General features: G+C 46.0%; 30 protein-coding genes. All 30 read right to left on the bottom strand.

Features of this window, described 5'->3' with window-relative positions; translation table 11 throughout:
* The coding region (locus HWQ67_RS02095) for a hypothetical protein (RefSeq protein WP_218250986.1) at positions 1 to 1845 on the bottom strand (1845 nt) is incomplete at its 3' end.
* Positions 1842 to 2075, bottom strand: a complete 234-nt coding sequence (locus tag HWQ67_RS02090) for a hypothetical protein (protein WP_218250985.1) — start codon at positions 2073 to 2075, stop codon at positions 1842 to 1844. The genes HWQ67_RS02090 and HWQ67_RS02095, both read right to left, overlap by 4 nt.
* A 3-nt stretch (positions 2076 to 2078) precedes the next feature.
* Complete coding sequence (locus HWQ67_RS02085) at positions 2079 to 3212, bottom strand: hypothetical protein (protein WP_218250984.1); 1134 nt, start codon at positions 3210 to 3212, stop codon at positions 2079 to 2081.
* A 39-nt stretch (positions 3213 to 3251) separates the two neighbouring features.
* Positions 3252 to 4805, bottom strand: a complete 1554-nt coding sequence (locus tag HWQ67_RS02080) for a hypothetical protein (RefSeq protein WP_218250983.1) — start codon at positions 4803 to 4805, stop codon at positions 3252 to 3254.
* Positions 4806 to 4807: 2 nt separating this feature from the next.
* Positions 4808 to 5071, bottom strand: a complete 264-nt coding sequence (locus HWQ67_RS02075) for a hypothetical protein (protein WP_218250982.1) — start codon at positions 5069 to 5071, stop codon at positions 4808 to 4810.
* A gap of 13 nt (positions 5072 to 5084) precedes the next feature.
* Positions 5085 to 5744 carry a hypothetical protein gene (locus tag HWQ67_RS02070; RefSeq protein WP_218250981.1) on the bottom strand — a complete coding sequence of 220 codons (660 nt, stop codon included), beginning with the start codon at positions 5742 to 5744 and terminating at the stop codon, positions 5085 to 5087.
* Between the two features lie 113 nt (positions 5745 to 5857).
* The gene (locus HWQ67_RS02065; RefSeq protein ID WP_218250980.1) at positions 5858 to 6316 is read right to left on the bottom strand and encodes a hypothetical protein; all 459 of its coding nucleotides are present in this window, start codon (positions 6314 to 6316) and stop codon (positions 5858 to 5860) included.
* Between the two features lie 22 nt (positions 6317 to 6338).
* The gene (locus tag HWQ67_RS02060; protein ID WP_218250979.1) at positions 6339 to 7571 is read right to left on the bottom strand and encodes an ATP-binding protein; all 1233 of its coding nucleotides are present in this window, start codon (positions 7569 to 7571) and stop codon (positions 6339 to 6341) included.
* 184 nt (positions 7572 to 7755) lie between these two features.
* On the bottom strand, positions 7756 to 8253 hold the full coding sequence (locus HWQ67_RS02055; protein ID WP_218250978.1) for a hypothetical protein: 498 nt from the start codon (positions 8251 to 8253) through the stop codon (positions 7756 to 7758).
* A gap of 146 nt (positions 8254 to 8399) precedes the next feature.
* Positions 8400 to 9878: a hypothetical protein gene (locus HWQ67_RS02050; protein WP_218250977.1), complete on the bottom strand. Its 1479-nt coding sequence runs from the start codon at positions 9876 to 9878 to the stop codon at positions 8400 to 8402.
* 1 nt (position 9879) lies between these two features.
* Complete coding sequence (locus HWQ67_RS02045; protein WP_218250976.1) at positions 9880 to 10179, bottom strand: hypothetical protein; 300 nt, start codon at positions 10177 to 10179, stop codon at positions 9880 to 9882.
* Between the two features lie 160 nt (positions 10180 to 10339).
* Positions 10340 to 11251, bottom strand: a complete 912-nt coding sequence (locus HWQ67_RS02040) for a hypothetical protein (RefSeq protein ID WP_218250975.1) — start codon at positions 11249 to 11251, stop codon at positions 10340 to 10342.
* Positions 11252 to 11256: 5 nt separating this feature from the next.
* Positions 11257 to 11730: a hypothetical protein gene (locus HWQ67_RS02035; protein WP_218250974.1), complete on the bottom strand. Its 474-nt coding sequence runs from the start codon at positions 11728 to 11730 to the stop codon at positions 11257 to 11259.
* Between the two features lie 11 nt (positions 11731 to 11741).
* Positions 11742 to 12470: a hypothetical protein gene (locus HWQ67_RS02030; RefSeq protein WP_218250973.1), complete on the bottom strand. Its 729-nt coding sequence runs from the start codon at positions 12468 to 12470 to the stop codon at positions 11742 to 11744.
* Between the two features lie 3 nt (positions 12471 to 12473).
* The gene (locus HWQ67_RS02025; RefSeq protein ID WP_218250972.1) at positions 12474 to 12659 is read right to left on the bottom strand and encodes a hypothetical protein; all 186 of its coding nucleotides are present in this window, start codon (positions 12657 to 12659) and stop codon (positions 12474 to 12476) included.
* Positions 12660 to 12819: 160 nt separating this feature from the next.
* A complete protein-coding gene (locus HWQ67_RS02020; RefSeq protein WP_218250971.1) occupies positions 12820 to 13173 on the bottom strand; it encodes a hypothetical protein in 354 nt (117 codons plus the stop codon).
* Positions 13174 to 13359: 186 nt separating this feature from the next.
* A complete protein-coding gene (locus tag HWQ67_RS02015) occupies positions 13360 to 13632 on the bottom strand; it encodes a hypothetical protein (RefSeq protein WP_218250970.1) in 273 nt (90 codons plus the stop codon).
* Positions 13605 to 14087: a hypothetical protein gene (locus tag HWQ67_RS02010; RefSeq protein ID WP_218250969.1), complete on the bottom strand. Its 483-nt coding sequence runs from the start codon at positions 14085 to 14087 to the stop codon at positions 13605 to 13607. Before HWQ67_RS02010 ends, HWQ67_RS02015 begins: the two co-directional genes overlap by 28 nt.
* 7 nt (positions 14088 to 14094) lie before the next feature.
* On the bottom strand, positions 14095 to 14313 hold the full coding sequence (locus HWQ67_RS02005; protein ID WP_218250968.1) for a hypothetical protein: 219 nt from the start codon (positions 14311 to 14313) through the stop codon (positions 14095 to 14097).
* On the bottom strand, positions 14310 to 14501 hold the full coding sequence (locus HWQ67_RS02000; RefSeq protein WP_218250967.1) for a hypothetical protein: 192 nt from the start codon (positions 14499 to 14501) through the stop codon (positions 14310 to 14312). The genes HWQ67_RS02005 and HWQ67_RS02000 overlap by 4 nt, the downstream gene beginning before the upstream one ends.
* A gap of 7 nt (positions 14502 to 14508) precedes the next feature.
* A complete protein-coding gene (locus HWQ67_RS01995; RefSeq protein ID WP_218250966.1) occupies positions 14509 to 14817 on the bottom strand; it encodes a hypothetical protein in 309 nt (102 codons plus the stop codon).
* Positions 14814 to 14975: a hypothetical protein gene (locus HWQ67_RS01990; RefSeq protein ID WP_218250965.1), complete on the bottom strand. Its 162-nt coding sequence runs from the start codon at positions 14973 to 14975 to the stop codon at positions 14814 to 14816. Before HWQ67_RS01990 ends, HWQ67_RS01995 begins: the two co-directional genes overlap by 4 nt.
* Positions 14976 to 15155: 180 nt before the next feature.
* Entirely contained in the window at positions 15156 to 15596 is a 441-nt protein-coding gene (locus HWQ67_RS01985; RefSeq protein WP_218250964.1) for a hypothetical protein, read from the bottom strand.
* 183 nt (positions 15597 to 15779) lie between these two features.
* A complete protein-coding gene (locus tag HWQ67_RS01980; RefSeq protein WP_218250963.1) occupies positions 15780 to 16304 on the bottom strand; it encodes a hypothetical protein in 525 nt (174 codons plus the stop codon).
* A gap of 8 nt (positions 16305 to 16312) precedes the next feature.
* Complete coding sequence (locus tag HWQ67_RS01975; protein ID WP_218250962.1) at positions 16313 to 16465, bottom strand: hypothetical protein; 153 nt, start codon at positions 16463 to 16465, stop codon at positions 16313 to 16315.
* Positions 16466 to 16682: 217 nt separating this feature from the next.
* Positions 16683 to 16871, bottom strand: a complete 189-nt coding sequence (locus HWQ67_RS01970; RefSeq protein ID WP_218250961.1) for a hypothetical protein — start codon at positions 16869 to 16871, stop codon at positions 16683 to 16685.
* A complete protein-coding gene (locus tag HWQ67_RS01965; protein ID WP_218250960.1) occupies positions 16868 to 17194 on the bottom strand; it encodes a hypothetical protein in 327 nt (108 codons plus the stop codon). The genes HWQ67_RS01970 and HWQ67_RS01965 overlap by 4 nt, the downstream gene beginning before the upstream one ends.
* A 91-nt stretch (positions 17195 to 17285) precedes the next feature.
* Positions 17286 to 17588 carry a hypothetical protein gene (locus tag HWQ67_RS01960; RefSeq protein WP_218250959.1) on the bottom strand — a complete coding sequence of 101 codons (303 nt, stop codon included), beginning with the start codon at positions 17586 to 17588 and terminating at the stop codon, positions 17286 to 17288.
* Between the two features lie 284 nt (positions 17589 to 17872).
* Complete coding sequence (locus HWQ67_RS01955) at positions 17873 to 19735, bottom strand: DNA polymerase (protein ID WP_218250958.1); 1863 nt, start codon at positions 19733 to 19735, stop codon at positions 17873 to 17875.
* A 5-nt stretch (positions 19736 to 19740) separates the two neighbouring features.
* On the bottom strand, positions 19741 to 20137 hold a 397-nt coding region (locus tag HWQ67_RS01950), incomplete at its 5' end, for a hypothetical protein (protein ID WP_218250957.1).

Here is a 20137-nt window from a genome sequence, read left to right as displayed (position 1 = left end):
GGTGCTCACCCACATATCATAGGTTATCAAATAAACATAGTTTGCTGTCGTGTTTCTCGGCGTCAAAGTGAAGTTTCTCTCATATAAGTCATGACCATTCCAAGCCGAAGTCATAGCTGTGTTGTTTGTATAAGTATATTTGTCCATAGCAAGGCCGTTCACGCTGACATTCGCCGCTGTTATGTAGCCAGGAGTATTCGTGAAATTCGTCAAGTCAGTAGGCCTGTTCGATATGTTCGTCCACACAAGAGCGCTCGCAGTCACATAACTTGGCTTATCAGCAGTCCAGTTACCTACAGAATCAACCTTGTCGCTCACAGCAGTCACAGAACCTGTAGTGGCATAACCAGACTTATCAGCAGTCCAGTTACCTACAGAATCAACCTTGTCGCTCACAGCAGTCACAGAACCTGTGGTGGCGTAACCACTTTTATCAGCTGACCAATTCCCTATGCCAAGGTCATTCTCGAATTCGCTTAATGATGACGGCCTGCCAGTGATAGAACCCCAAGCAGCTACGATGTCAGTCAATAAAGCTCCTCCACCTATGAATTTAGACGCTGTGACATTATTGCTGCCCATCTCAAGATTGCTATTTATTGTTATTGGAGAATAACCTGACACATTATGAACAAACAACCAGTCGACATTCGTGATGTTATTGCCATTCATGTCAACATTACCTGAGTGCTGTATTGCTCCCAAGGTTGTGATGTCAGCAGGAGTGTTTAAGCTATCCCAATAGTCTGTGCTGTTGGAATGATTCACACCCACCGACGTATAATTGATTGCGTCAACGTAGTCTTTCATAGACGTATTGGCTGCTTGTATCTGGCTGTCAGTCTGTGATGAATTATAATAATTACCTTTATCAGCAGACCAGTTACCTACAGATGACAAAGAGGCTGTAGTAGCATAACTGCTCTTGTCAGCGCTCCAATTTCCAAGAGTATCAACCACACTTGATGTATAATAATTACCCTTGTCAGCAGTCCAGTTTCCTATATTTATGTCGTTTGTGAAATTTGAGAGAGCAGAATAGCCTCTGTTGCCAAGGTCATCGGTGAAGTTGCTCAGGTGAGTGGGCCGTCCCGTGATTGAAGTCCACAGAGCGACTATTCCTGTCAAGAGACTGCCATCGCCAGAAAAATAGTTTGCAGTCAAGTAGTTCGTGTTTGATATGTTGTTTCCATTCATGTTTATGTTATTGTTCATGCTTGAAAGGTCATTTGTGAAGTTTGATAGGTGTGTTGGTCTTCCTGTGACTGAAGTCCACACCACAGATAAGGCTGTGAGTAGGCTGCCGTCGCCACTAAAATAATTAGCGGTGATGTAGTCTGCTGCTGTGATATTTGTAGTACTCATGTCAAGATTGTTGTGTAGCGTTAGTGTTCCTGAGATGTCCGCAGCTCCATTTACATCAAGACTGCTGAGAGTTCCGAGCGTAGTGATGTCACTTGGACTGCCGAGGTTATCCCAATAATCACTGCTATTCGAGAATGATGAATAATTAGAGTATGTCGAATAGTTCGTAGAGTACGCTGAAGTATTCAAGTCATCCGTAAAATTGCTTAAGTGAGTGTATCCTCTATTTCCAAGGTCATCCGTAAAATTGCTTAAGTGTGTAGGCCGCCCAGTCACGTTCACCCAAGGTAAAGAAGAGAAGAGTGTTCCTATCGTCATATTAGTGAACGTTCCATATGTTGAATTCACCCACACCCCATTAATGACAGAGTACCTGTTTTTGAGATTCACGTTGCCCATAGGATTAAAGTCTATAGCGACGACTATACTTGTCAGAAGCAAGAAGAATATGACAGGTATCACAATTTTGTTTCGTGTCATGTCATCACCACTATAGCATCCGTGTCATCTATCGGGTTGAGGAAAGTTATGACGGCCCCGCTTAATGTATAATCATCAGTAGGGTGCATCATGGCTCTATTGACGTATATCAGACTATCACTGAGTAATGGCCGAGAGGCTGTGAGCGTCCTGTTCGGGTCGCCACTGCTGCCTGTGCAGGCGCTGCCAGCATACCTTGTTTTTATCAGTCGGCTTCGTGAGATGACCATGATTCATCCACCTACATAGTTTGCTGTGACGTTTGCGCCGCCCGTTGTGCGTTTGATATAGACCTTGCTTATATCATCTACTTCGATGTCTATCGAATCTCCAGCATAAAGGACCATCAGCTGTGATGTTGCGTTTCCTACATACATGAGTGTTGTGTTTGCGTAGTCTGCTTGGATTGTCAGTTTTCGGCAGGCTGTCGTGCTTCCGAGAGCCACAGCAGTATCTGAAGTCGTGGCTGCTGTGCCGCACAGCAGAGTTCCTGTTGCTATGTTGCGAGTGGGCAGCGGATTCGTTGCTGATATAGCGTTTGTGCCGTCAGTCAATTCAGTAAAGACGGGGTTCGCTGCTGCGATAGCAGCGCCACCTTCACCGACTAAGTCTACTTTGAGGGCCGTGAGTCCTGCTGTGATTGTTGCTCCTGTTGTGCCGTCAGTGATTTGTACGTCCAACGGATTTGAGGAGCTGATTGCGGCGCTGCCGTCAGTGAGTTCAGTCCACAACGGATTCGTGGCAGACATGGCTGCGCCGCCTTCCGCCTGGATGTTCACGTTCAGCGACGTCACGCTTGAAATAGTCACGGCCCCCACTTTCGTGTCAGTGCCGCTCACCACACCCATCACTGCGACGTCACCGATGTCTATAGTCGGCGTAGTCGTCAGGGCCACCATCAAGTAACCAGAGCTATCACATTTGAGGCTTGTGCTCGTAGTCCCAGCAAAACCATAAAGTTGCACGTCAGTGACCACACCTGATGCTGGCATAGTCGACAGAGCGCAAGCTCCTCCTTGTGATGCTATGTCAAGCAAGCTGTCTGTGTGAAGTATGAAGACTGCTGTGTAGTCTTGGCTTGCTCCAGTATTGTTCGTTATGTAAAGGCTGAGTGTGCCTCTGACATAGAACGGGATGCTCCACTGCTGAGGAAGGCCGACGCTTCCGAGTTGGTTGCTTCCTGAATGAAGTTGTCTGTGAGAGTCAAGAAGTTTATATGTTGCGCTGCCGTAATAGTCCCAGCCCACCCCTTTCAGGAAGACGTTGACATCAGTAGGTATACTTATGCTGACGACCCCTTCAGCGCCGTTGGCGATTGTTACGCTTCTGCGGATGACTTGCTCGACCAGAGTGTCTCTCCTGTTCATGTATTTGGTTCTGTCTCCTGAAATCATGTTGGACTACCTCTATTTCTTTTTGGTCTTTGGAGCCGTCTTGACTGCTTTGTATTTTCCGACTGCGCTGACTTTTGGGCCTGTTGTGGCTTTTGTGATGGCGGCGGCTGTTTCTGCTTTTTGGGCCGTTGTCCTGGCTGCTTGTGCAGCACCGCTGCTTCCTGCGCTTGCTCCGAGAACGGGGGTTGTCGGGCCAGCTGAATAAGCGTATTGGTTCGTGGTTCCTGGCTTGAGAGTGTACATATTACCTGTAGGGCCTACGATTGCATTCTGGGTGATTGTTGCCCTGCCAGGAGTTGTGTTTCGGACTGCTCCAGCGACAGCCGCCCTGTTTGCGGCATCCAAGCTGGCTGCTTGTTGGAATTGTGAAGGACTTTGAGGCCCTGCTGATTGTGCAGCTCTCCAAGCGTTTGCTTGAGCCAAGACGCTGGCTGCTGATTCTCTGTTTTTGGCGTTTGCGGTGGGTTGGTTGCTTGGTCTGAATATACCACCCATTATTGCTTCGTTGCCGCTGAATCCGAAGAGGCCGTTGCTGCCAAGTTTAGGATTGGCGGCTGCCAAGCCTTGCTTTTCTGCTGCTGTCAAGGGTTTAGCTGGCATCATACCCCCACCCTTTTTAAATAGGTAGTCTGTGAATTGTTCACCACCTATCTGACCGCCCACAGCTCCTCCGAAGCTTCCTACAGGGCCTCCAAGAGCACCTACAGCGCCAGTGAAGCCTCCCACGACGTCTCCCACAACGTTTCTTGTGATTGCTTGGGCCGTTCCGATGCCACTGGCCTTGTCTATGGCTATTCCTGCTCCAAGGCCGATTAAGGGGATGCTTTTGATGCCTATTTTTGCTCCTGTTACGAGACCTTTTTTAGCAGCCACTTTTATTCCAGCTTGAGCAGCTTCTTCTCCCAAGTTTTTTTCAGCGCTTTTCATGACTTGGCGGTCAAGGAAGCTCATAGCTTGTTTGTCGAGACTTTTTGATTGTATTGCTGCTTCAGTCGCTGATGAAATACCACGCTTGGCAGCAAGGTCTGGAGCGATGCTTTCTGCGAATCTGACGCCTACCCGTGTTCCTGCACGGCTAAAATATGAAGGTATGAGACTTGCACCTACCAGGCTCCACCCAGCTACTGGGTGTTGGCTTAAGAAGTCTGCTTGTTGGCGTTCTTGAGGAGTAGGATATAACGTTTGGGTGCTTATATCAAAACCTTCAGTGGATGATGGGATTGGGTTGTCATGAGGGTCATATAATGTTTCGCTGTTGCTGCCCGTGCCTGCTTCGGTCTGTTTTAAGGCGTCTACTTCTGCGGCGAGCTGAGGTTCTTTGTTTTCTCTGAATAAGTCTCCTTTGTTTTCTGGGTATCCTATTGGGTCTTGTCCTGCGTAAAGTCCTTTGTACTCATCAGGGTCTTCTCCGCCCATAGTGAATTGTCCTGCTGCTGAGCTGTTATCTGAGCGCCCTCCACCAAGCGCTTTATAGGCGGCGTATGCGATGAATCCTACTCCAGCTATTATTGCGGCAGGTCCTATGATGCTTCCGCTTTTTTTAAGCGAGCTTATTGTGCCAGCCATTTTCAAGATAACCTCGGAGATTTATACAGAGATACTGGGGCTCCTTGTTCGATGTTTACTGGAGTGCTGTTAATGATAGGGATGTTGGTGGCGTTCATGCTCATAGGGTCGAGGACGTCACTTTTTTGCTGAGGGATGTATTGTTCTCTGTCTTGATATGTGTTTATCGTTGGGTCTATGACGTTCTTCGGCTTTTGATTTCTTCTGGAAAGTGCGAATAGTCCGATTGCTGTGGCGATTGCCATGAGTCCTATAACTTTATTCATGACACTTCACCCCTCATTTTTTCTTTTTTAAGAAGTGGCTGCCGACCATGAGAGCCAGTGCCACTGCACCACCGACGAGAATGACTTGAGTGGCGCTCTCAGCGACACTTTGTTTTGATTTTGCTGATGTGGGTTGTTCTGAAGGCATGATGATTATTGGGCTGTCAGTGCCGTCTTTTCCAGACGATTTATTTTGGTCATTCCAACCGAAATCAGCAGGATTGTACCCTTTTTCTATAATGCGTTCTATAATTGTGAGTCTTTGTAATTCTATATCTTCGGCGCTTGGACCAAAAATTCCTTCTCGTACTTTTCCTACTCCTTCACCGAGTTTAGCGACTCCGTAACCGCCAGCTGCCAAGGGAATTACGACCATAGCGCCGTACCCAGCGCCTTTGACTGCTTTGGCAGCAGCGCTTTTTATTCCAAGCCCTTCTTTGTTAACAGGCGTCCCAAGAATTTTTCTGGATTTAGCTGCGTCAGCTGATGTGTCTGCGACTCCTGCCGCTGTTCGGCTGACTACTTTTGTGCGTCCTGTGAGAGCTTCAAGTGCTGACTTGGCTTTTCCTCCGAGAGAAGTCGTTGTTTTGATGACTCTTGAGTCACCGCCGAAAGAAGATAAGCTTTTTGTTGCACGTTTAACAATAGTGGACAAGGCCATCTTAAAATTCACCTCTTAATCCCCAGCAAGGGACTTGATGAGGATACTATGGTCTTTTGAGTATTTAAATGTTTTGGAAAAAAACGAAAGAAAAAGAGAAAAAAATTGAAAAAATCAGGTCGTTTTCAGACCTGTTCGTAGTACTGCATCGCTTCTATGAAGTAGTCGCTCACGCCCACGTCGAAGGTCGTTCCGAGGCTCTTCACGGAGACGACGAGCTTTTCTGAGGCGTTCAGAATCACAGGGACTCTGAGGTTCGGCCTCTGTCTGACGTCGCCGATGTCCTTGAATATCTTGTTCGGACCGCTCCAGAGTTCTCTGGATTCAGTGCCGTTGGCGTTCTGCTTCTCTATCTTCGTCTGGCCTGCTGTTATTGCAGTCGTTGTGTCGGTGCAATAATAGTATCCGAAGTGCCAGTTCACTGGGGTTATCTCAACGGCGACTCCCAGGGGAACCGCATACGTCAAGATTGTCGTCCAGCTGGACGATGTTGCGAAATCCGCAGCCACAAAGGTCACACCTGTTGTGGTGCTGGAAATCGTGAACGGGGACTTGACCAGTCCTGTGCTATCGACTTGTTTCATTTGTAGTTCACCTCTTGGTTTATCAATCGAAGGCCGTGTTCAGGTCAGGAGCATTTGCTTCTTCCTGAGCAGGCGCAACACCTGTTGACATCTGTACGGCTGTTCCGAGCAGCCTGTTGCTGATGCCTGTCGCTGCCATCACGTCTACGACTATGCTGCCGAGTGTGAAAGCTGCGCTTCCTGCTGCCGCATACTTGAGAACGTCGGCGACCTTGTCGAAGTTCTTGGATGCTGCGAGCCTGTGTCCGAGATACAGGACTATCGTTGTGCCTGCACCTACGATGCTTCTTGAGCTGATTGGGCCGAGTTTGAAGTTCGGGACAACCCTTCCGACGAGGTTGCTTGCGAGAGCTGCTACTCCCATTCCGAGACTTATCTTCACTCCGAGGCCGACCAGGTGCATCGTTGTTGCCTTGCTGGGCAAGGTTTCAGAAACTATGCCATCTGCCATGTGTGATTCACCTCTTAACTTGAATTTTTTGAGCGTTTTCAGATGCTCGTTAAATACTGGAGTGTTCTCACTTAATAAGTTTTTCGGGCTGTCTCCGCTGTGTTGTGTCTTGGCTTTACGGAATTTCATCACCCCAGCAGCGTCTCCGCCGCTTATCTTGGTATAAAATTCTCCTGTCTTGAGCTTCCGAAATATTGATTCGTCCTCTTTTCCCACAAGGAATCCTTTGACGGCTTTTATGTCGTTCATCTCATCCATGAAACCTACAAACTTGTTGCTGGCCTGCTTAATCGCTGCCTTATCTACACGGGCAGGCATCTGGCTGACTATGATGACACCGAGGCCGTCTGAACGATTTTCTTGGATGAGCCCAAGTATTGTCTCTTTGGCTGTGCTTCTTTCGTATTGTGGAATGAATTTATGAGCTTCATCTATCACAACGCATTTTATTCCTTTCTGCTGATATTTTTTGTAGGTCGTGAAGAAGTCTTTGAGAAACTTGTTTTGTTCTATGATGCTTAATTTTTTCATCCTTATGACGATGTTCCTGTTCGTCATAGCGATAAGGCGGCCCAAGGCTGAAGGGTCTCTTATCTCTTCAGCGTTGATGTATTCCATTCCAGCAAGGTTTTCGTATGCGAGCTGGGGGTCTATGATGACGAATCTGACTCCTTGTTCGAGTCCTTCTTCTATGAGGACTCTTGTGCCGTAGCTTTTTCCGCTTCCCGTGATTCCGAGTACGACGCTTTTTTCGCCGAAGTGGTCAAGGGAAAAGTCAACCTGTTTTTTCGTGTCGATGCTCATTTGAACCAAGATTTTTTCTCTTTTTTATGTGGAGTCTTCTTAATAGTTGCCGCCACTTTCTGTGGCTCATGCGTTTTGGATTGTTGCATGAGTTGCCGTTCTTGTTCTTGTTTGAGCTCATCTCTGACGATACTTCGGATTGCATCTTGCATCTCTCGGCTGAATTGAGGCTCGGACGGCATTTTCAGTCAGTCACCTTATATCTGATTGTCATGACAGGATATGTCAGGTTCGCTGCGCTGGCTGCTTTCGTCGCAGTAAGGATGAGTATATCACCCTCAGCCAGATTGTTGTTTTGCAGGAATTCGTTTGTTCCGTTGTTATGGATGCTGAGCATGGTGTCTGCTGTGAAGGCTCGGCTGCCGTTGCTTGTTGTGGCGACATCGCTGTCTGTGGAAAATGCTGAGCTGAGCAGGTCGAGGTCTCCTGTTTGGTTCACGACTTGGATTGTCCAGTGGTTATCAGCATGAGCAGAGACGCTTGTAGTGACTCCCATTTTCATGCTTGTTATCGTGCATTTTCTTGGGGCAACAAAGACTGCCTGGACAGCTGTTGCTGCGATGGCTGCGTGTGCTCCTGCTGTTGAGAGGTTGACCATGCTTTGTATTTCTTCGACGATTGCTTCTTTCATATCTTCTATTTGTTGTTTGTTGAAACTGGGGTCTGCTTGGATGTTTGCCATGTTGGTTTCACCTTGTTATTTGTTGATTATTTCTTCAGCCTTTTGTTCGGCTGGCTTGACTATTTTTGGGTCGATTATAAATTCGTATACGACTGCGAGTGCTGCTCCGATAGCAGCTACAGCGAGTATTTTAGCAGTGAGAGGCTTCATCTTATATTCCAGTTTGATTGATTATTCCATATTTTTACCAAGGTTGTATCTGTTTTTTTAAGGTATTCTTCTAAATGTTTACCCCAGATATGTATTAATGTTTTTTCAAAATCGTGAAATGTGTTAGTGTGTTCTAAATTATAATCTATACTTTTTTGTATCTTGACATATTTTTTATCTATCTTTGTTTTAGCTACTACAGCGTCGAGTCTTTTGTTATTTGCCATCCTTTTAGTGTATTCTTCAATAGTTTCTCCTACTTCGCTTTCCTTCCAGGTGTTGCCCGCAGCTATGCTTTTTTCATCATTACCGCCAGTCAAAGCATAGACCTTCCCTGATTCAGGCGCATCATAGCCTCGTTCTGCGGCTTTTTTTGAAGCATATTTTAGTATGTGAATTTTTCTTTTTTTGGCATCTGAAGCATCGTCTGCGAGTTTATCTGCTGGCATCTTTGGTTCGCCACTCTTTTCTTCTGCCTGTCTGTTCGGGCTTTTGGCCTCTTTGAAGTTCAGTATGAATTCTACTATTTGTTCGCAGCGAGCCATGAGCTTGATGATGGCCTCCTCTATGTCATCGCCTTCAGAGTAGTGCTTGATGTAGTGTTTAGTGTAGGCTGCTGATTCTTCAATCCTATAACCCCTGACGTGAGCTATGACTTGAGCGCAGAATTGCGCCACTATCTTCTGGTCAGAGTGCTGGCCGCCTTTCAGACTTCGCCCACTCTTTTCAAGCAAATAGCCGTCTACAGCATGGGCCAGCTCATGAAAGAACGTCACCTCATTAGGAGTGGCTAATTGAATGACTTTGTTGTGAGGGTCGTAGCTGCCGTAGGCGTTGCCGCTGAATGACTTAGGGATTATTTTGATTCCCAGGAAGTCAGCGACTGGTTTGAATGGTAGCTGAGGCAGCTTAAGTTCTTTATTCACTATAGCCTTGCCTGTTGTCTGTTCGGCCTCGAATACGCTGATGAGCCTGAATCCTTTGACGAAAGTATAGGGTTCGGTCTCATACTTGTCTATCAGTGTCTTGTCTTTTCCGTAACCTCTGTAGTATTTTTTGTCAGCAGGGTCGTAGTAGACGTGGTGTTTTTCTCCGTCTATTATGACGTATTTTCTTTCGCCTTTTTTTGTCAGTGGTGCGAGTATGTATGCTGTGCTGTTTTCGTCTTTAGTGACGTGCCTTCCTATGTCCTTCCACTGCTTGAATCCTCTGTAGTCAGCGTCTGTCAGGGCTTCTTCTATGTGTGCCATAATGAATTTTGAGCGGTCTTCTCTTGGGAGATGTTTCATTTGTGAGGGGTATTTTCTGTGAAGGTAGTCAAAGCAGCAGAGCAGTCGGTTGCTTAAGCTCCAGGTGCTTATTGGCTTGTTGGTTTTAGGGAATACTACTTTTGCCATGACTGCTGGTAATTGGGCGCTTTTGAGCATGGCGACTACGTCAGTCATTACTTTTTTTAGCTCTTCGGGTGTTGCCATGTCAGTCTGTCCTCTTGAATAGCCATGTTTTCTTTTTAGACTTTTTTTCTGTCTTCTTTTTTCTTCCGTGGTGTTTGACCTTGCTACGCATGAGTGCCATGTGAGCCTTCGCTTCAGGACTGCCCTTCATAAGTTTAGAAACTTTTTTGATTGGCGCTTCGACTACTTTAACAGCAGTCTGCACAGGGCTTGTCACAGCAACAGAAACAGGAGCATCATCTTCAACAAAAACTTTGTATAGACCATAGCCGATTCCAACAGCGGCGCTCCACTTGAGAATATTTCTTGTTGTGTCATTCACAGGAACATCACCTCTAATATAGAAGTCTATGGTGGTCTGACTATTTAAACATTTTGGGAAGAATGAGGCCCAGAGGCGAGGTTAATCTCCTCTGGGCCGTCCTCAGTTTTTCATGTTGACGAGGTATCAAACTTGTCCGCAGAAAAACGAGGTTGAGGACTCATAGGCGTTGTCTCCAAGCATCCAGCTTGACAAGAAACGTGGTTTTTTCGTCTTCAGTCAGCAAGCCGAGCTTGGCTGAGCAGTCTTTCTCGAAAGCCTGCTTGAATTCGTTGATTCCGACTTCTTTGATTACGGGTTTATAAGGGCCGAGCATGAAAGCCACTATAGGTTTTTGTATCTGCCTATCAAGTTCTTCTATGGCTTTGTCAGGATTCCTGCCGTACTCCCTTATCTTATCGTCTTCAAGACTATTAAACAGGTTGGTCAGCAGGCCGAGTTTTTCGCTGATGAGCGCCATGTTTTGTTCCATAGTGAGTTCCACTTCAGTCTCTTGGATAGGAGCGGGCTTTTTAATCTTATCGGCGAGGGGGTCTCCGCCGTTCTTCCTGAATTCTTCTAAACGGGCTGTTTCTTCGTCAGTAAGCCCAGAAAACGTCTGAGGCGTAGCCGTTGTTGGCGGTCTTGCTTGGCTTTGTCCATCAAGTACACGGCTGAGGCGCTCCAGGTCTTTAAGGTTTTTTGCTCCCGCTTGGTCTGCCAGCGTTGGTGCTCCTGGCTGTACGCTGTACTGGGTCGGTGTGGGGATGCTGATGTCTACTTGTCCGTGGGGGCTCATAGCGATGTATGCTTCCCATGCACGGGCCTGTGATTGCCAGGCTTGGTCATACTTGAAGTTTAAGGCCTTAAGCGTTCCGTAAAATGGAGGCGGTGTAGGTGTTTGTTTTTGTGTTGTTGATTGCTGTGTTTGTAGGGCGGCGCTTGCTTGCTTGAATCCGTTGAAGAATTCTTTGACTACGTTGACGATGAGTTCTCCGTTGTTACCTACGAATTTGAGCATGGGGTCGTTGCTTTCAACCATCATTTTTTTGGCTGCTTCTATGGTGGCTGATGGGTCTGTTTCTTTGGTCAATCTTGTCACCTCTTCTGGAACGTGCTTGACGATTTCAGTCTGACTTCGTTGGTAGTCTTTGGGTTTAGGGCCTCTTTTGAGGCCGATTTTTGGTTGGGCGTTTTCTGTGTCTTTGAGACGTTGCTTGTTTTCGAGCTGTACTTTCCTGTAGGATTCTCTTGTGTTGTAGTTGACAAACATCCTGCACCGATTGCTGCACCACTTTTTCTGTCCAGCAGAATCGGGAGGGAGTATTCCGAGGCATCCTGGGTAAATTCCGTGTCCAGCGCAGAGCCGTTCAGGTTTAGGCTGAATTGTTTGTTCTGTTTGTCGTAAATTATTCCTTTGTCTGATTGTATTGTCTTCAGTATTCTCAGGGTTGATAGTCTCAGTGTGAAGCGGCCTTTTAGTTTTCTCATCAGTTCGTCGCTTGTCAGTGGGCCGTCCATCAGTATTTTTGGGACGAGTCTTTTGAGTTTTTCTTTTTGTTCGTCTTTCATGCTTCATTCACTCACCCTTTTTTTGTGTAGTCTGTGTCGCTTTTGTGTTGGCACATCATCCTGGGATGCAACCATATCTTTATTCCTGCTTCGTTGCACCGCTGGCAGTACCTGATGTCTTCGCTTTGGCCTTCGAGCACCCACTCGAATTTGATGTTTTTGAACACGCTGTGGTGCATTAGGACGCAGCCGAATCCGCAGGCTTTTATCTGGAATATGGCTGGGGGGTCTTTCATGGCGGCTTCTTGGATTCTTTCTATAGGGATGTTGGTGCAGAGGTCGGCGGCTTTGTTTACGCACCATGTCGCTACGACTTGTTTGGTGTGTTTATAGAAGTAGACTCCGCTGATGAATGGCTTGCCTGTCTTGATGAGTTCGTCCAGGGCGTCGATTGGGGGTATTGTGTCTGTGTCAAGCCATAATATCCAGACGTAATTCATCTTGGTTGCGTATTCTCTTATCATTTCTCTGCTTCGTCCTACTATTGCGGGTATGTTGTGGTCTTTTTCTGTCTGTGGCAGCCGCAGTATTATTGGGTTTTTTTTGCTGTCTTTTCCGTGGGGGTATAGTTCTATGCTGGAGAGTTTTTTTTCGTATTCTGTGCTGCTGTTGTTTAGGCCGAAGCAGAAGTCTATGACGTCTTTTGGTCTTCTTCGCATCATGGTGGCGACGCTGTGTAGCCAGTCGTTGATGCTGTAGTTTTTTCCTTCGCATATCGGTGCTGCAATAAGGATTCTCATTTTTTATCCTCCAGCGCATTTTTTGCATACTAAATAGTATGCTTTTGACATTTCTTTTTTAGGTTTTATTTTTCCGCAGTCTATACAGGTGAACGTTTCTTCTTGTTTTGTTTCAGCAGGACTAACTTGCGAGGAATCTACCGCATTCTGAGATGAATGCCTTTTTGGAGGTAGTTCTTCCTTTCGCATAGTCCGTTGAACCATCTTTAAACCTCAAGTATTTTAACTCTATCACTACATTCTGAAAGTATTTCAATTATACTTCCACAGCCTCTACAAAACGCTCCTTCTCGTCCATCAGCATAAACATATTCCAGCACACCTATACGACAATACGCACATCGCATCTTTAAACCTCCTTCTTACCACCAAAAACACGCTTGTCAAAAGCTTCTTTTGCCATCTTGATAAACTGGAAAGGGCTTGGCACATCGTCTCTTTCCCATCGTTCTTTATAACGATTGACCAATTCAACTTTTATATCCTTCAGTTCTTTTTCGTGACGAGAACACTCATCAGCACACTTTTCCTTAATGTCAAGCATCTCATCCATCCATTTACGTCTTTCAGCCTCGTGACGAGAACGCTCGGTCAGCAAGTATTTTATTATTCTGTTCTTTCCTATGTGTGTTAAATCATCAGGGTCTATACTGAACACATCAATCAAGTCTTCTTCTCGTTCTTGTTTTGTTTCAGCAGTCATATAGGTCTTCCCTCCCCGTCGTAATACCTCACACGAGATACCCATATCCCATTCTCATCTAATTCCACCAACACATCACTCTCTCTTTTTGCCACCTCGTCAATACCATAAAAACTGAATCGGTAGCCCTTTCCTCGGCAATAAAGACACTTCTTGCCTGGAGCGACTATCCCCCTACCTCGGCAGTTATGGCATTTTTTTCTCAACATCACTTCTCACCTGTTTTTCAAGTTCTACTCGGCTCATCCTGCTCCTGCCAAAAACCTTGAATTCAGCAGGATTGAGGACGTATTCGCTGAGGCCGTATGAAAGCAGCCTTTTAGCAACTATGCTTTTCAGCAAGGCTTCATATTTTTGTATTTTTATCTCTCGGTCTTCGCTTCTTTGTTTTACTTCTTCTTGATAGCACCTGAGCTTATTTAGCTGGGCGTTCAGTCCTTGTTCTTCTTTAGTGAGCATAGTATGTTCTTCCAGCTCCAAGGAAAATCATCTTCGTTTTTAGGAGCTTCGTATGCTTTTTTTGATTCCTCGTAGGCGTATTGTGCTTTGACGAATTGTTTGGCTGTCTTGATAGGGTTGTCCTGAAGCAGAGAAGCTGCCACCTTGAGTTTATAGAGTTTGTCTATGCGGTCAAGAGTGAGTTTCCTGTCAGCCCTATATGCTGAAGTATCTTCTGGGGCACCCGTGATTAATGCTTTCATTCCAGCAAGACGTTCAAGATGATGTTTCAGAAGCAGGTCTATCTCTTCAGGACTTGGCAGGATGTCTGCTAAATAATTATATCGTTCTGCGAAGTCAGTGTTCCAGCCTGTGACGATTAAATAATCACGCCACAGGTCTTGGTAGGCTTCTTCTGCTTTTCGGTATTCCAGCTCGAAGTCAAGGCCTTCTGTGTTTTTGTATGCTTTTTTCATGGTTCTTTCAGCCCAGTATCCTGTTATTGAATTCGCAGGTAGATGTCTTGAAGTTTCCTTGTTTGCTTTCGACGTACACATTTTCTCCGAAGTAGGGGCAGTATATGTTTGTCATGTATTTAGGGAATGGGCAAAAATATTTGTCTTCTTCATACTGAATCTGGAAGTTTCCTTTTTTCAGGCAGGTGTTGAATAATTGGACGAGTCTTTCAAGTTTTTCTGTCATTTCAGGTTCACCCCTAATTTTTTTATCTCGGTGTTCAGTTCGGTGGTTATTTTTTGGATGACTTTCTTGTAGGCGTCTGGGTCGTTGATAAAGTCTCCTTCGTCTGGGCTCACACTGATTCGGACTTCGAGACTTTCGTAGTTTCCTATGTTGAATTTTCTGCCTATCGCTATTTCGTTGATTCTCATGTTTTTTTCACCTTGTCATGTCCTGCTCTTCGATTAAGCAGGTCTTGTTATGTATCTGTTCGACTTTGTCTTTGATATCTCTGATGCTGGCATAGAGTATGTGTTCTCCGACAAGACTTGTCCGTAATGCTTGGGCTTCTTCACGCACCTGTTTACTGAGTTGGCGGAGTATGTCACACTCATTTGACAGGTCTTGGGTCAGTCTTTTTAGCATTTTGATGTATTCTTGGTCTTCGTCCAGGCGTTGTTGGATGAGGCTCCCGCCGTCTATCTCTATAGGGTTGCTTTTTGGGTTTAGTCTCAGTTTCATGCTCATTTTAATCTCTCCTGGTTCTTGTCAGTCTGAGAGACTAATTGCATCGCCAGTTTTACTCCGCCGCTGTCGATGAGGACTTGCGGTGATAAAAGCATCTTGTGCCTTGCGAGGACTTCGTTGAGTTCTTTGAGACAGGCTTCTGTTTTTTCGTTTTCCATGTTTTTTTCACTCTCCGATTACTTTTTTTTGATTGCGGGGGCCGCCAAGACGGAAAAAGGAGGCAACCGCCTTGACGGCCCTTTGTTGCGATATATGCTGTGGAATGATAAAATGCTGAAAGCCCCAGTCACGATGAGGTATCAGAGGCTGGGTCTCTCAGCATCCGCATCGGCGGATTTTCAGAAGGTCAGGAATGTCTGGCCTTCTTTGTTTGTCTGGGTCTGAATCTTGACAGACTTTCCTACGAGTTCTCTGTAGTGGCTCACGCCTTTGGCTTTTAGGAAAGCTGCTGTCTTGCTTTCGTTGCCCCAGCCGATGACCTGCTTGCCGTCCTTTTCGACTCTGACGAGCCCGAGTACCTTGCTGGCTCTGAGTTCTATCATGCCGTCTCCGCCTGTTTTCTTTATCTTTTCTACTACTGCGGTTGACAGCCTGACGTATGGGCCGTAGGCTCCCTCGAATTCTTCGCAAAGTTCTATCTTTGCGTCCCTTCCTATGAAGGGGTCAAGGTCGATTTTTGGCAGGTCTACTCCGCCGACGACTTGGTCGCCGAAATTCGCAGGTTGTGCTGCGTTGTTGTTTGTCTGGGTCATTTTTTGTACCTCTGGCACTTCGCTCACTTTTTTGTGGCTTTCGTGCCTTCTGTCTTGTATGACTCTGATTTTTTTTCGTATTCGCTTTTATGAATTGTTCGATGTGTTTTTTTGTCCAGTCACGCATACGCTGAGCTTGGTCTCTTGTGAGTCCCAAGCGCCTGAGTCTTTTATAGACTTGTCGGCGGTTCCAGGGGCCTCTGCGTTCTTTCACGAAGAGCTGTCTGAGTCTTTGTCTGTTATTTGGTGTAGTAGGCGTTGTTGCCATAGTAGGGCGTTCTCTCTTCTGGCTTTGTTGTTGCTCTGGAGTTCTTGATTAAGCCATGAGGTGTCAAGGATTTTGTAGCCGTGGTTGTTTTTGACTATTCCGTCAGGGAAGCAAAAAAAGCCTGCGAAGTAGTCGTGTCTGGTTGGGCCTCCGATTGAGTAGCATATTCGGCTGCTGTTGTGGCGGGCCCTGTCTATTTCGTATTGACTGATGAGTTCTGCTTGGTTCTCCCAGCCTACTCCCCAGGTCTTGTATTCGCCGTAGTGTTTGATGCTTTTGCTGGCGATGCTGGGTGTGTAGGCTTCGGCTTGTCCTACGATGATGCCTATGAGGAAGGCGAGAATCAGCAGGATTAAGACAGCTGACCATACTCTGATGGCCCATTTGCGGTCTGTTTTTATTTGTGCTTCGTAGGGGTTTTCGTCGCTGAATGTCTCATAGCCTCGGATTTTTTTAGGTGTTTTCATTTTTTTATTCACCTTCTTTTTTTTCTGAGTTCTTTTAAGAGTCTGTGGATGACGGCTTTGTTGTCTTCTCCGTATTTGGATTGTTCGTTGATGAAGCGTAGGTCGGCCGTGTATATTCTTGTGAGTCCTACGGAGTGGTCTTTGTTTTTTGTTGTGTCCATTTTTTTGATTCCTCGTCGATGATGGAGTGAACACGCTCGACTATTTATTTCTTTCGTGTTCACTCCGTCGTGGTGTTTTTTTATTGGTTCAGGTATATGCTGGCGGTAATTATTGTGACTATGAGCCACATAGTCCAGATGACGGCCCATATCATGCTCGTTATCACGACTGCTTTGAGGGGTCGTGATAGGTCTTGGTAGCTTATCTTTTTTGGTGTCATTTGCAGCACTCCTTGGCTTCGTCTCTGTCTTCGTAGATGTCTCCACATTCTCCGCATTTGTAGGCTTCTTTTTGTTCTACATCATCTCTGGGGCAGCACATTTCAGCATCTCCTTCATTTTCGTGCAGTCTGCTACAATCTGAGCACTCGTAGGCCGTTATTTTCTTGGGTCTCATGTTGTTCATACCTCCTGTCCTATTCTTTGTCCTTGGGCGTTTATGAGGCCCAGTTTGAAAGCTTTACTTCTGACTCCGAGGGTGGTTCTGTATAGTCCTCTGGCTATTGTGGTGAAGCTGTCTTGTCTGTCGAGTCCTGCTTTGAGGGCCTGGATTTCGGTAGGTTTCCAGTGTTTGTGTCTGCGGTATTTTACTTTTGGTGTTTCGTCTACCACTTGTAAGGGTTCGGATGGGTTGGGTAGGGGTCTTGGTGTTCGGCCTCTGACTTTGATGAGGGTCAGCATTTCTTCGGCTGTGCCTTCTATTGTCATGCCGTCTATTGTTGCTTTCATTTTGTGGTTGTCTCCCTGTTTTGCGGCTTCTTTGAGCGCAATAACAGACTGAATAGGTCGAGTGGGTAGCACTCGATAGCATTACTGAATCTCATCGTAGCACCTCTTTGGCTGATGTTATGACTCTTTCTATCTGGTTGAGGGCGCTACAGAGTCTTTCGGCGAGATTCTGTTCTTGGTTGAAAGAGTGTCCTGTGTCTACTCCAACCCAGTCGTCTTTTCGGAATGTGCATCCCAAAAAGGAGTCTGAAAGGGCTTTTGACCCTATCAATTCTGTGTAGGCGCAGAAATGTGTCGAGAATTTGTTTTCGACGAGTCTGACTTCTACTTCGTTGCCTGCGATGTTGAAGCGAGCGAATGGCTTGCTTCCCAGTTTGAATTCGTCGGTTTTCATTCTGTCACCTCACTTTCAAATACTTTCCATCGTAACTGAAAATACGATGTAGTATGATGTCCTGATTTTCATCATGAACCCACAGGTGTACTCTACCCGTAGTCAAAAATTTATCAATCACGATAGTGACTGGATTACCATTCTCAAGGGTTGTTTTAATCTTTGTCCGTTTGATTTCCGTTTTGTTTTTTGTGTTCATGGTTGATACCTCGTCGTTTGTTTATTGCCCGTAAACGGGTCGTATACTGAGTATACCGAGCAAGTATTTAAATGTTTCGTTTGGTTTATAAGGTCACGTCGAGAGGTCTTGTCCTGAAAGACCCCTGGATAAGTTCCCTTTTATCATACCTGGCCTTGACACTCCTCTCAAAATCGTTGGTCGAGACAAACTTGTGCTTGCGACGCAAGCTCTCGAATATCGTCGTGAATTTTCCTAATTCTTTGTAGTGTATCTTGTCAAAATTGCCCGTCATCAAGCTGTGTTTAAGAAGTTCAAAAGTCATCTTTTCCTTGACAAAGCTCTTTGGAAACCCCTTGATTTTGAGTATGTCGTAGCCGTCGGTGAGGTGGTCTTTGTCTGGGCAGTCATCGTAGCACCTGAAAGCGTACATTTTGGGCAAGATAAACACTCCTTCTTTGATGTGGTGTTCAAGTTTAAGGTCTCCAAGAGCCTTGCTGATTGGCAGTTTCTTGCGGGTGATGATGCTGTCCGTGTCGCAGTAATATGGGTCTGAGTCCTGCATGAGTTCGTAGAGAGTGCATCTGGCATAGCTTGTGACGAAACTGGCGATTGCTGGCAGTATGTGTTTACTTTTGCTTTGAACCTTTTTGCTGTAGAGTGGTATGCTGTCATCGAGTGTGAGCGGTGTGAGGCCTATAATGTCTTTTGGATTGAACATGAATTGTTCTTTTTCTCGTCGCTGTCCGTATTTTCCGTAGAGTGAATTTAATTTGAGCTTTGTCACTACTTTTTCTACGTTATCTCTGGGTTTTTCTTTGATTGCGTATAGGTCTTCGACGTATCCTTTGAATATGTAGTCTTTTTGGAAGTCCAAGCCGAAGTCTACGTCGACTTTACACCCGTATTTTTCTGCCATCAGCAGTTCTGGGGTGCAGAACCATCCTTTTATCCTGCCTACTGGGAATGTGAGTTTCATCTGTTTGTTGACGATGTGCTTGAATGGCAGTGGCGGTATGTCGAGAGTCTTTGGGATGTCTATGGTGGCTTGGCATATTCCAAAGTTCTTATGGATGTCAAAGCCGTAGGTCTTGACTGGGTATCCTACTGGGTAGGGGTTGTTGTGCATGACGCTTGGGTAGAGGCTGTTGACGTCGTAGTAATATCCTCCTGGGGTGTCGAGGTAGTGTTGGAATATTTCTGTTCTGCCCCCGACGTAGCTGAGGCGTATGACGTCTTCATATGGTAGGTATTGTGGGAGGGCCAGTTTTTGGTAGTTCCGTCGGTATATTCTCATCGCCATGGATGCTGTGGTGATGGCTTCTTTTATGCTGATGTGCCATTTGTTGTAGCAATAATTTTGGTATTTAGTGAGGACTTCGTGCAGGCCGAGGCAGTCGTGTTTTAGATATGGGATGATTTCTGGCAGGTATTCTTGCCAGTTTTTTGGTGTGATTTTTGTGTGGTCTACTTCTCCTTTTGGGTGTTCGACGTCGAAGCTGTCTGTGAGTTTTTTTAAGCTAAAGGGGAGCAGGCTCATGCTGTCTCTGAATCGTAGGATTGTGTGGTATACTGGTGTTTTCTTTTTTCCTGGGCCGTTGTCGGCCCATTCGATGCGGTTGATTCTGAGTTCTATGACTCTACCTTGGGTGCGTGTGAGGTCTGCTGTGTATTTTTTTCTGTAGTCTTTGTTCATCATCTGTTGGAGTAGGAAGCTGAAGTCGAATTTTCCGCCGTTGTGTGCGTATATTATTTCTTCTCGGTGGTGTCTTTGGAGCAGGTCTTGCATGAATTGGTGGATGCAGTCGAGTCCTGTGTATGTTTTGAATCCGTGTTGTTTGTGGTAGTATCCGACTATGTAGGGGGTTGTCCAGGCTGCGGTTTCTATGTCGAAGGTTGAGAAGTCTGCCAGTTCGTCGTCTTCTGTGAGTGGCTGGAGGGTTGGTAGGTATTGCTTGAATGGTTGCATGAGTGTCAGTCTGTTTCGTCGTCTATTCTTTTGCTGTATCTGATGATGAACCTGGTGGCTGTGAGGTATTCCCAGTCTGGGCTTTCTTCGTTGTAGAATTTCCAGAGTTCGTCTTCGAGGGCTTTCCAGAGTTCTTCGAGGTCTCTTGGTGTGCGGCCTTGATTCGGGGTGCTTATTCCGAATGTGTGTTTTTCTTGGGTGCTTTTCTTCACTCCGACGAGGGTGATGATAAACCGCATGAATGGGTGTTGTAGGTCAAGAGTTTGGGCCAGGGCGTAGTATATTTTGAGTCTGTCGGTGATTGTGTAGGGTGTTTTTTTGAGGACGTCTTGGCGGATTCTGAATGTGATTCTTTTGCCTTCGAGTCCTGTTACTTCACTGCGGAATTTGTCTGTGCGTTTC

Source organism: Candidatus Magnetobacterium casense, from assembly GCF_019173545.1.
In the GTDB taxonomy this organism is placed as follows: Bacteria; Nitrospirota; Thermodesulfovibrionia; order Thermodesulfovibrionales; family Magnetobacteriaceae; genus Magnetobacterium; species Magnetobacterium cryptolimnobacter.
The sequence above is the reverse complement of the archived record's forward strand: the minus strand, read 5'-3'. Positions and strand labels throughout refer to the sequence as shown.

Coding starts and splice junctions, on each gene's coding strand:
- HWQ67_RS02090 (WP_218250985.1), bottom strand. CDS start 2,075: ATGGTCATCTCACGAAGCCGACTGATAAAAACAAGGTATGCTGGCAGC.
- HWQ67_RS02085 (WP_218250984.1), bottom strand. CDS start 3,212: ATGAACAGGAGAGACACTCTGGTCGAGCAAGTCATCCGCAGAAGCGTA.
- HWQ67_RS02080 (WP_218250983.1), bottom strand. CDS start 4,805: ATGGCTGGCACAATAAGCTCGCTTAAAAAAAGCGGAAGCATCATAGGA.
- HWQ67_RS02075 (WP_218250982.1), bottom strand. CDS start 5,071: ATGAATAAAGTTATAGGACTCATGGCAATCGCCACAGCAATCGGACTA.
- HWQ67_RS02065 (WP_218250980.1), bottom strand. CDS start 6,316: ATGAAACAAGTCGATAGCACAGGACTGGTCAAGTCCCCGTTCACGATT.
- HWQ67_RS02060 (WP_218250979.1), bottom strand. CDS start 7,571: ATGAGCATCGACACGAAAAAACAGGTTGACTTTTCCCTTGACCACTTC.
- HWQ67_RS02055 (WP_218250978.1), bottom strand. CDS start 8,253: ATGGCAAACATCCAAGCAGACCCCAGTTTCAACAAACAACAAATAGAA.
- HWQ67_RS02050 (WP_218250977.1), bottom strand. CDS start 9,878: ATGGCAACACCCGAAGAGCTAAAAAAAGTAATGACTGACGTAGTCGCC.
- HWQ67_RS02035 (WP_218250974.1), bottom strand. CDS start 11,730: ATGAAAGACGAACAAAAAGAAAAACTCAAAAGACTCGTCCCAAAAATA.
- HWQ67_RS02030 (WP_218250973.1), bottom strand. CDS start 12,470: ATGAGAATCCTTATTGCAGCACCGATATGCGAAGGAAAAAACTACAGC.
- HWQ67_RS02025 (WP_218250972.1), bottom strand. CDS start 12,659: ATGCGAAAGGAAGAACTACCTCCAAAAAGGCATTCATCTCAGAATGCG.
- HWQ67_RS02020 (WP_218250971.1), bottom strand. CDS start 13,173: ATGACTGCTGAAACAAAACAAGAACGAGAAGAAGACTTGATTGATGTG.
- HWQ67_RS02015 (WP_218250970.1), bottom strand. CDS start 13,632: ATGCTCACTAAAGAAGAACAAGGACTGAACGCCCAGCTAAATAAGCTC.
- HWQ67_RS02010 (WP_218250969.1), bottom strand. CDS start 14,087: ATGAAAAAAGCATACAAAAACACAGAAGGCCTTGACTTCGAGCTGGAA.
- HWQ67_RS02005 (WP_218250968.1), bottom strand. CDS start 14,313: ATGACAGAAAAACTTGAAAGACTCGTCCAATTATTCAACACCTGCCTG.
- HWQ67_RS02000 (WP_218250967.1), bottom strand. CDS start 14,501: ATGAGAATCAACGAAATAGCGATAGGCAGAAAATTCAACATAGGAAAC.
- HWQ67_RS01995 (WP_218250966.1), bottom strand. CDS start 14,817: ATGAGCATGAAACTGAGACTAAACCCAAAAAGCAACCCTATAGAGATA.
- HWQ67_RS01990 (WP_218250965.1), bottom strand. CDS start 14,975: ATGGAAAACGAAAAAACAGAAGCCTGTCTCAAAGAACTCAACGAAGTC.
- HWQ67_RS01980 (WP_218250963.1), bottom strand. CDS start 16,304: ATGAAAACACCTAAAAAAATCCGAGGCTATGAGACATTCAGCGACGAA.
- HWQ67_RS01975 (WP_218250962.1), bottom strand. CDS start 16,465: ATGGACACAACAAAAAACAAAGACCACTCCGTAGGACTCACAAGAATA.
- HWQ67_RS01970 (WP_218250961.1), bottom strand. CDS start 16,871: ATGAACAACATGAGACCCAAGAAAATAACGGCCTACGAGTGCTCAGAT.
- HWQ67_RS01965 (WP_218250960.1), bottom strand. CDS start 17,194: ATGAAAGCAACAATAGACGGCATGACAATAGAAGGCACAGCCGAAGAA.
- HWQ67_RS01960 (WP_218250959.1), bottom strand. CDS start 17,588: ATGAAAACCGACGAATTCAAACTGGGAAGCAAGCCATTCGCTCGCTTC.
- HWQ67_RS01955 (WP_218250958.1), bottom strand. CDS start 19,735: ATGCAACCATTCAAGCAATACCTACCAACCCTCCAGCCACTCACAGAA.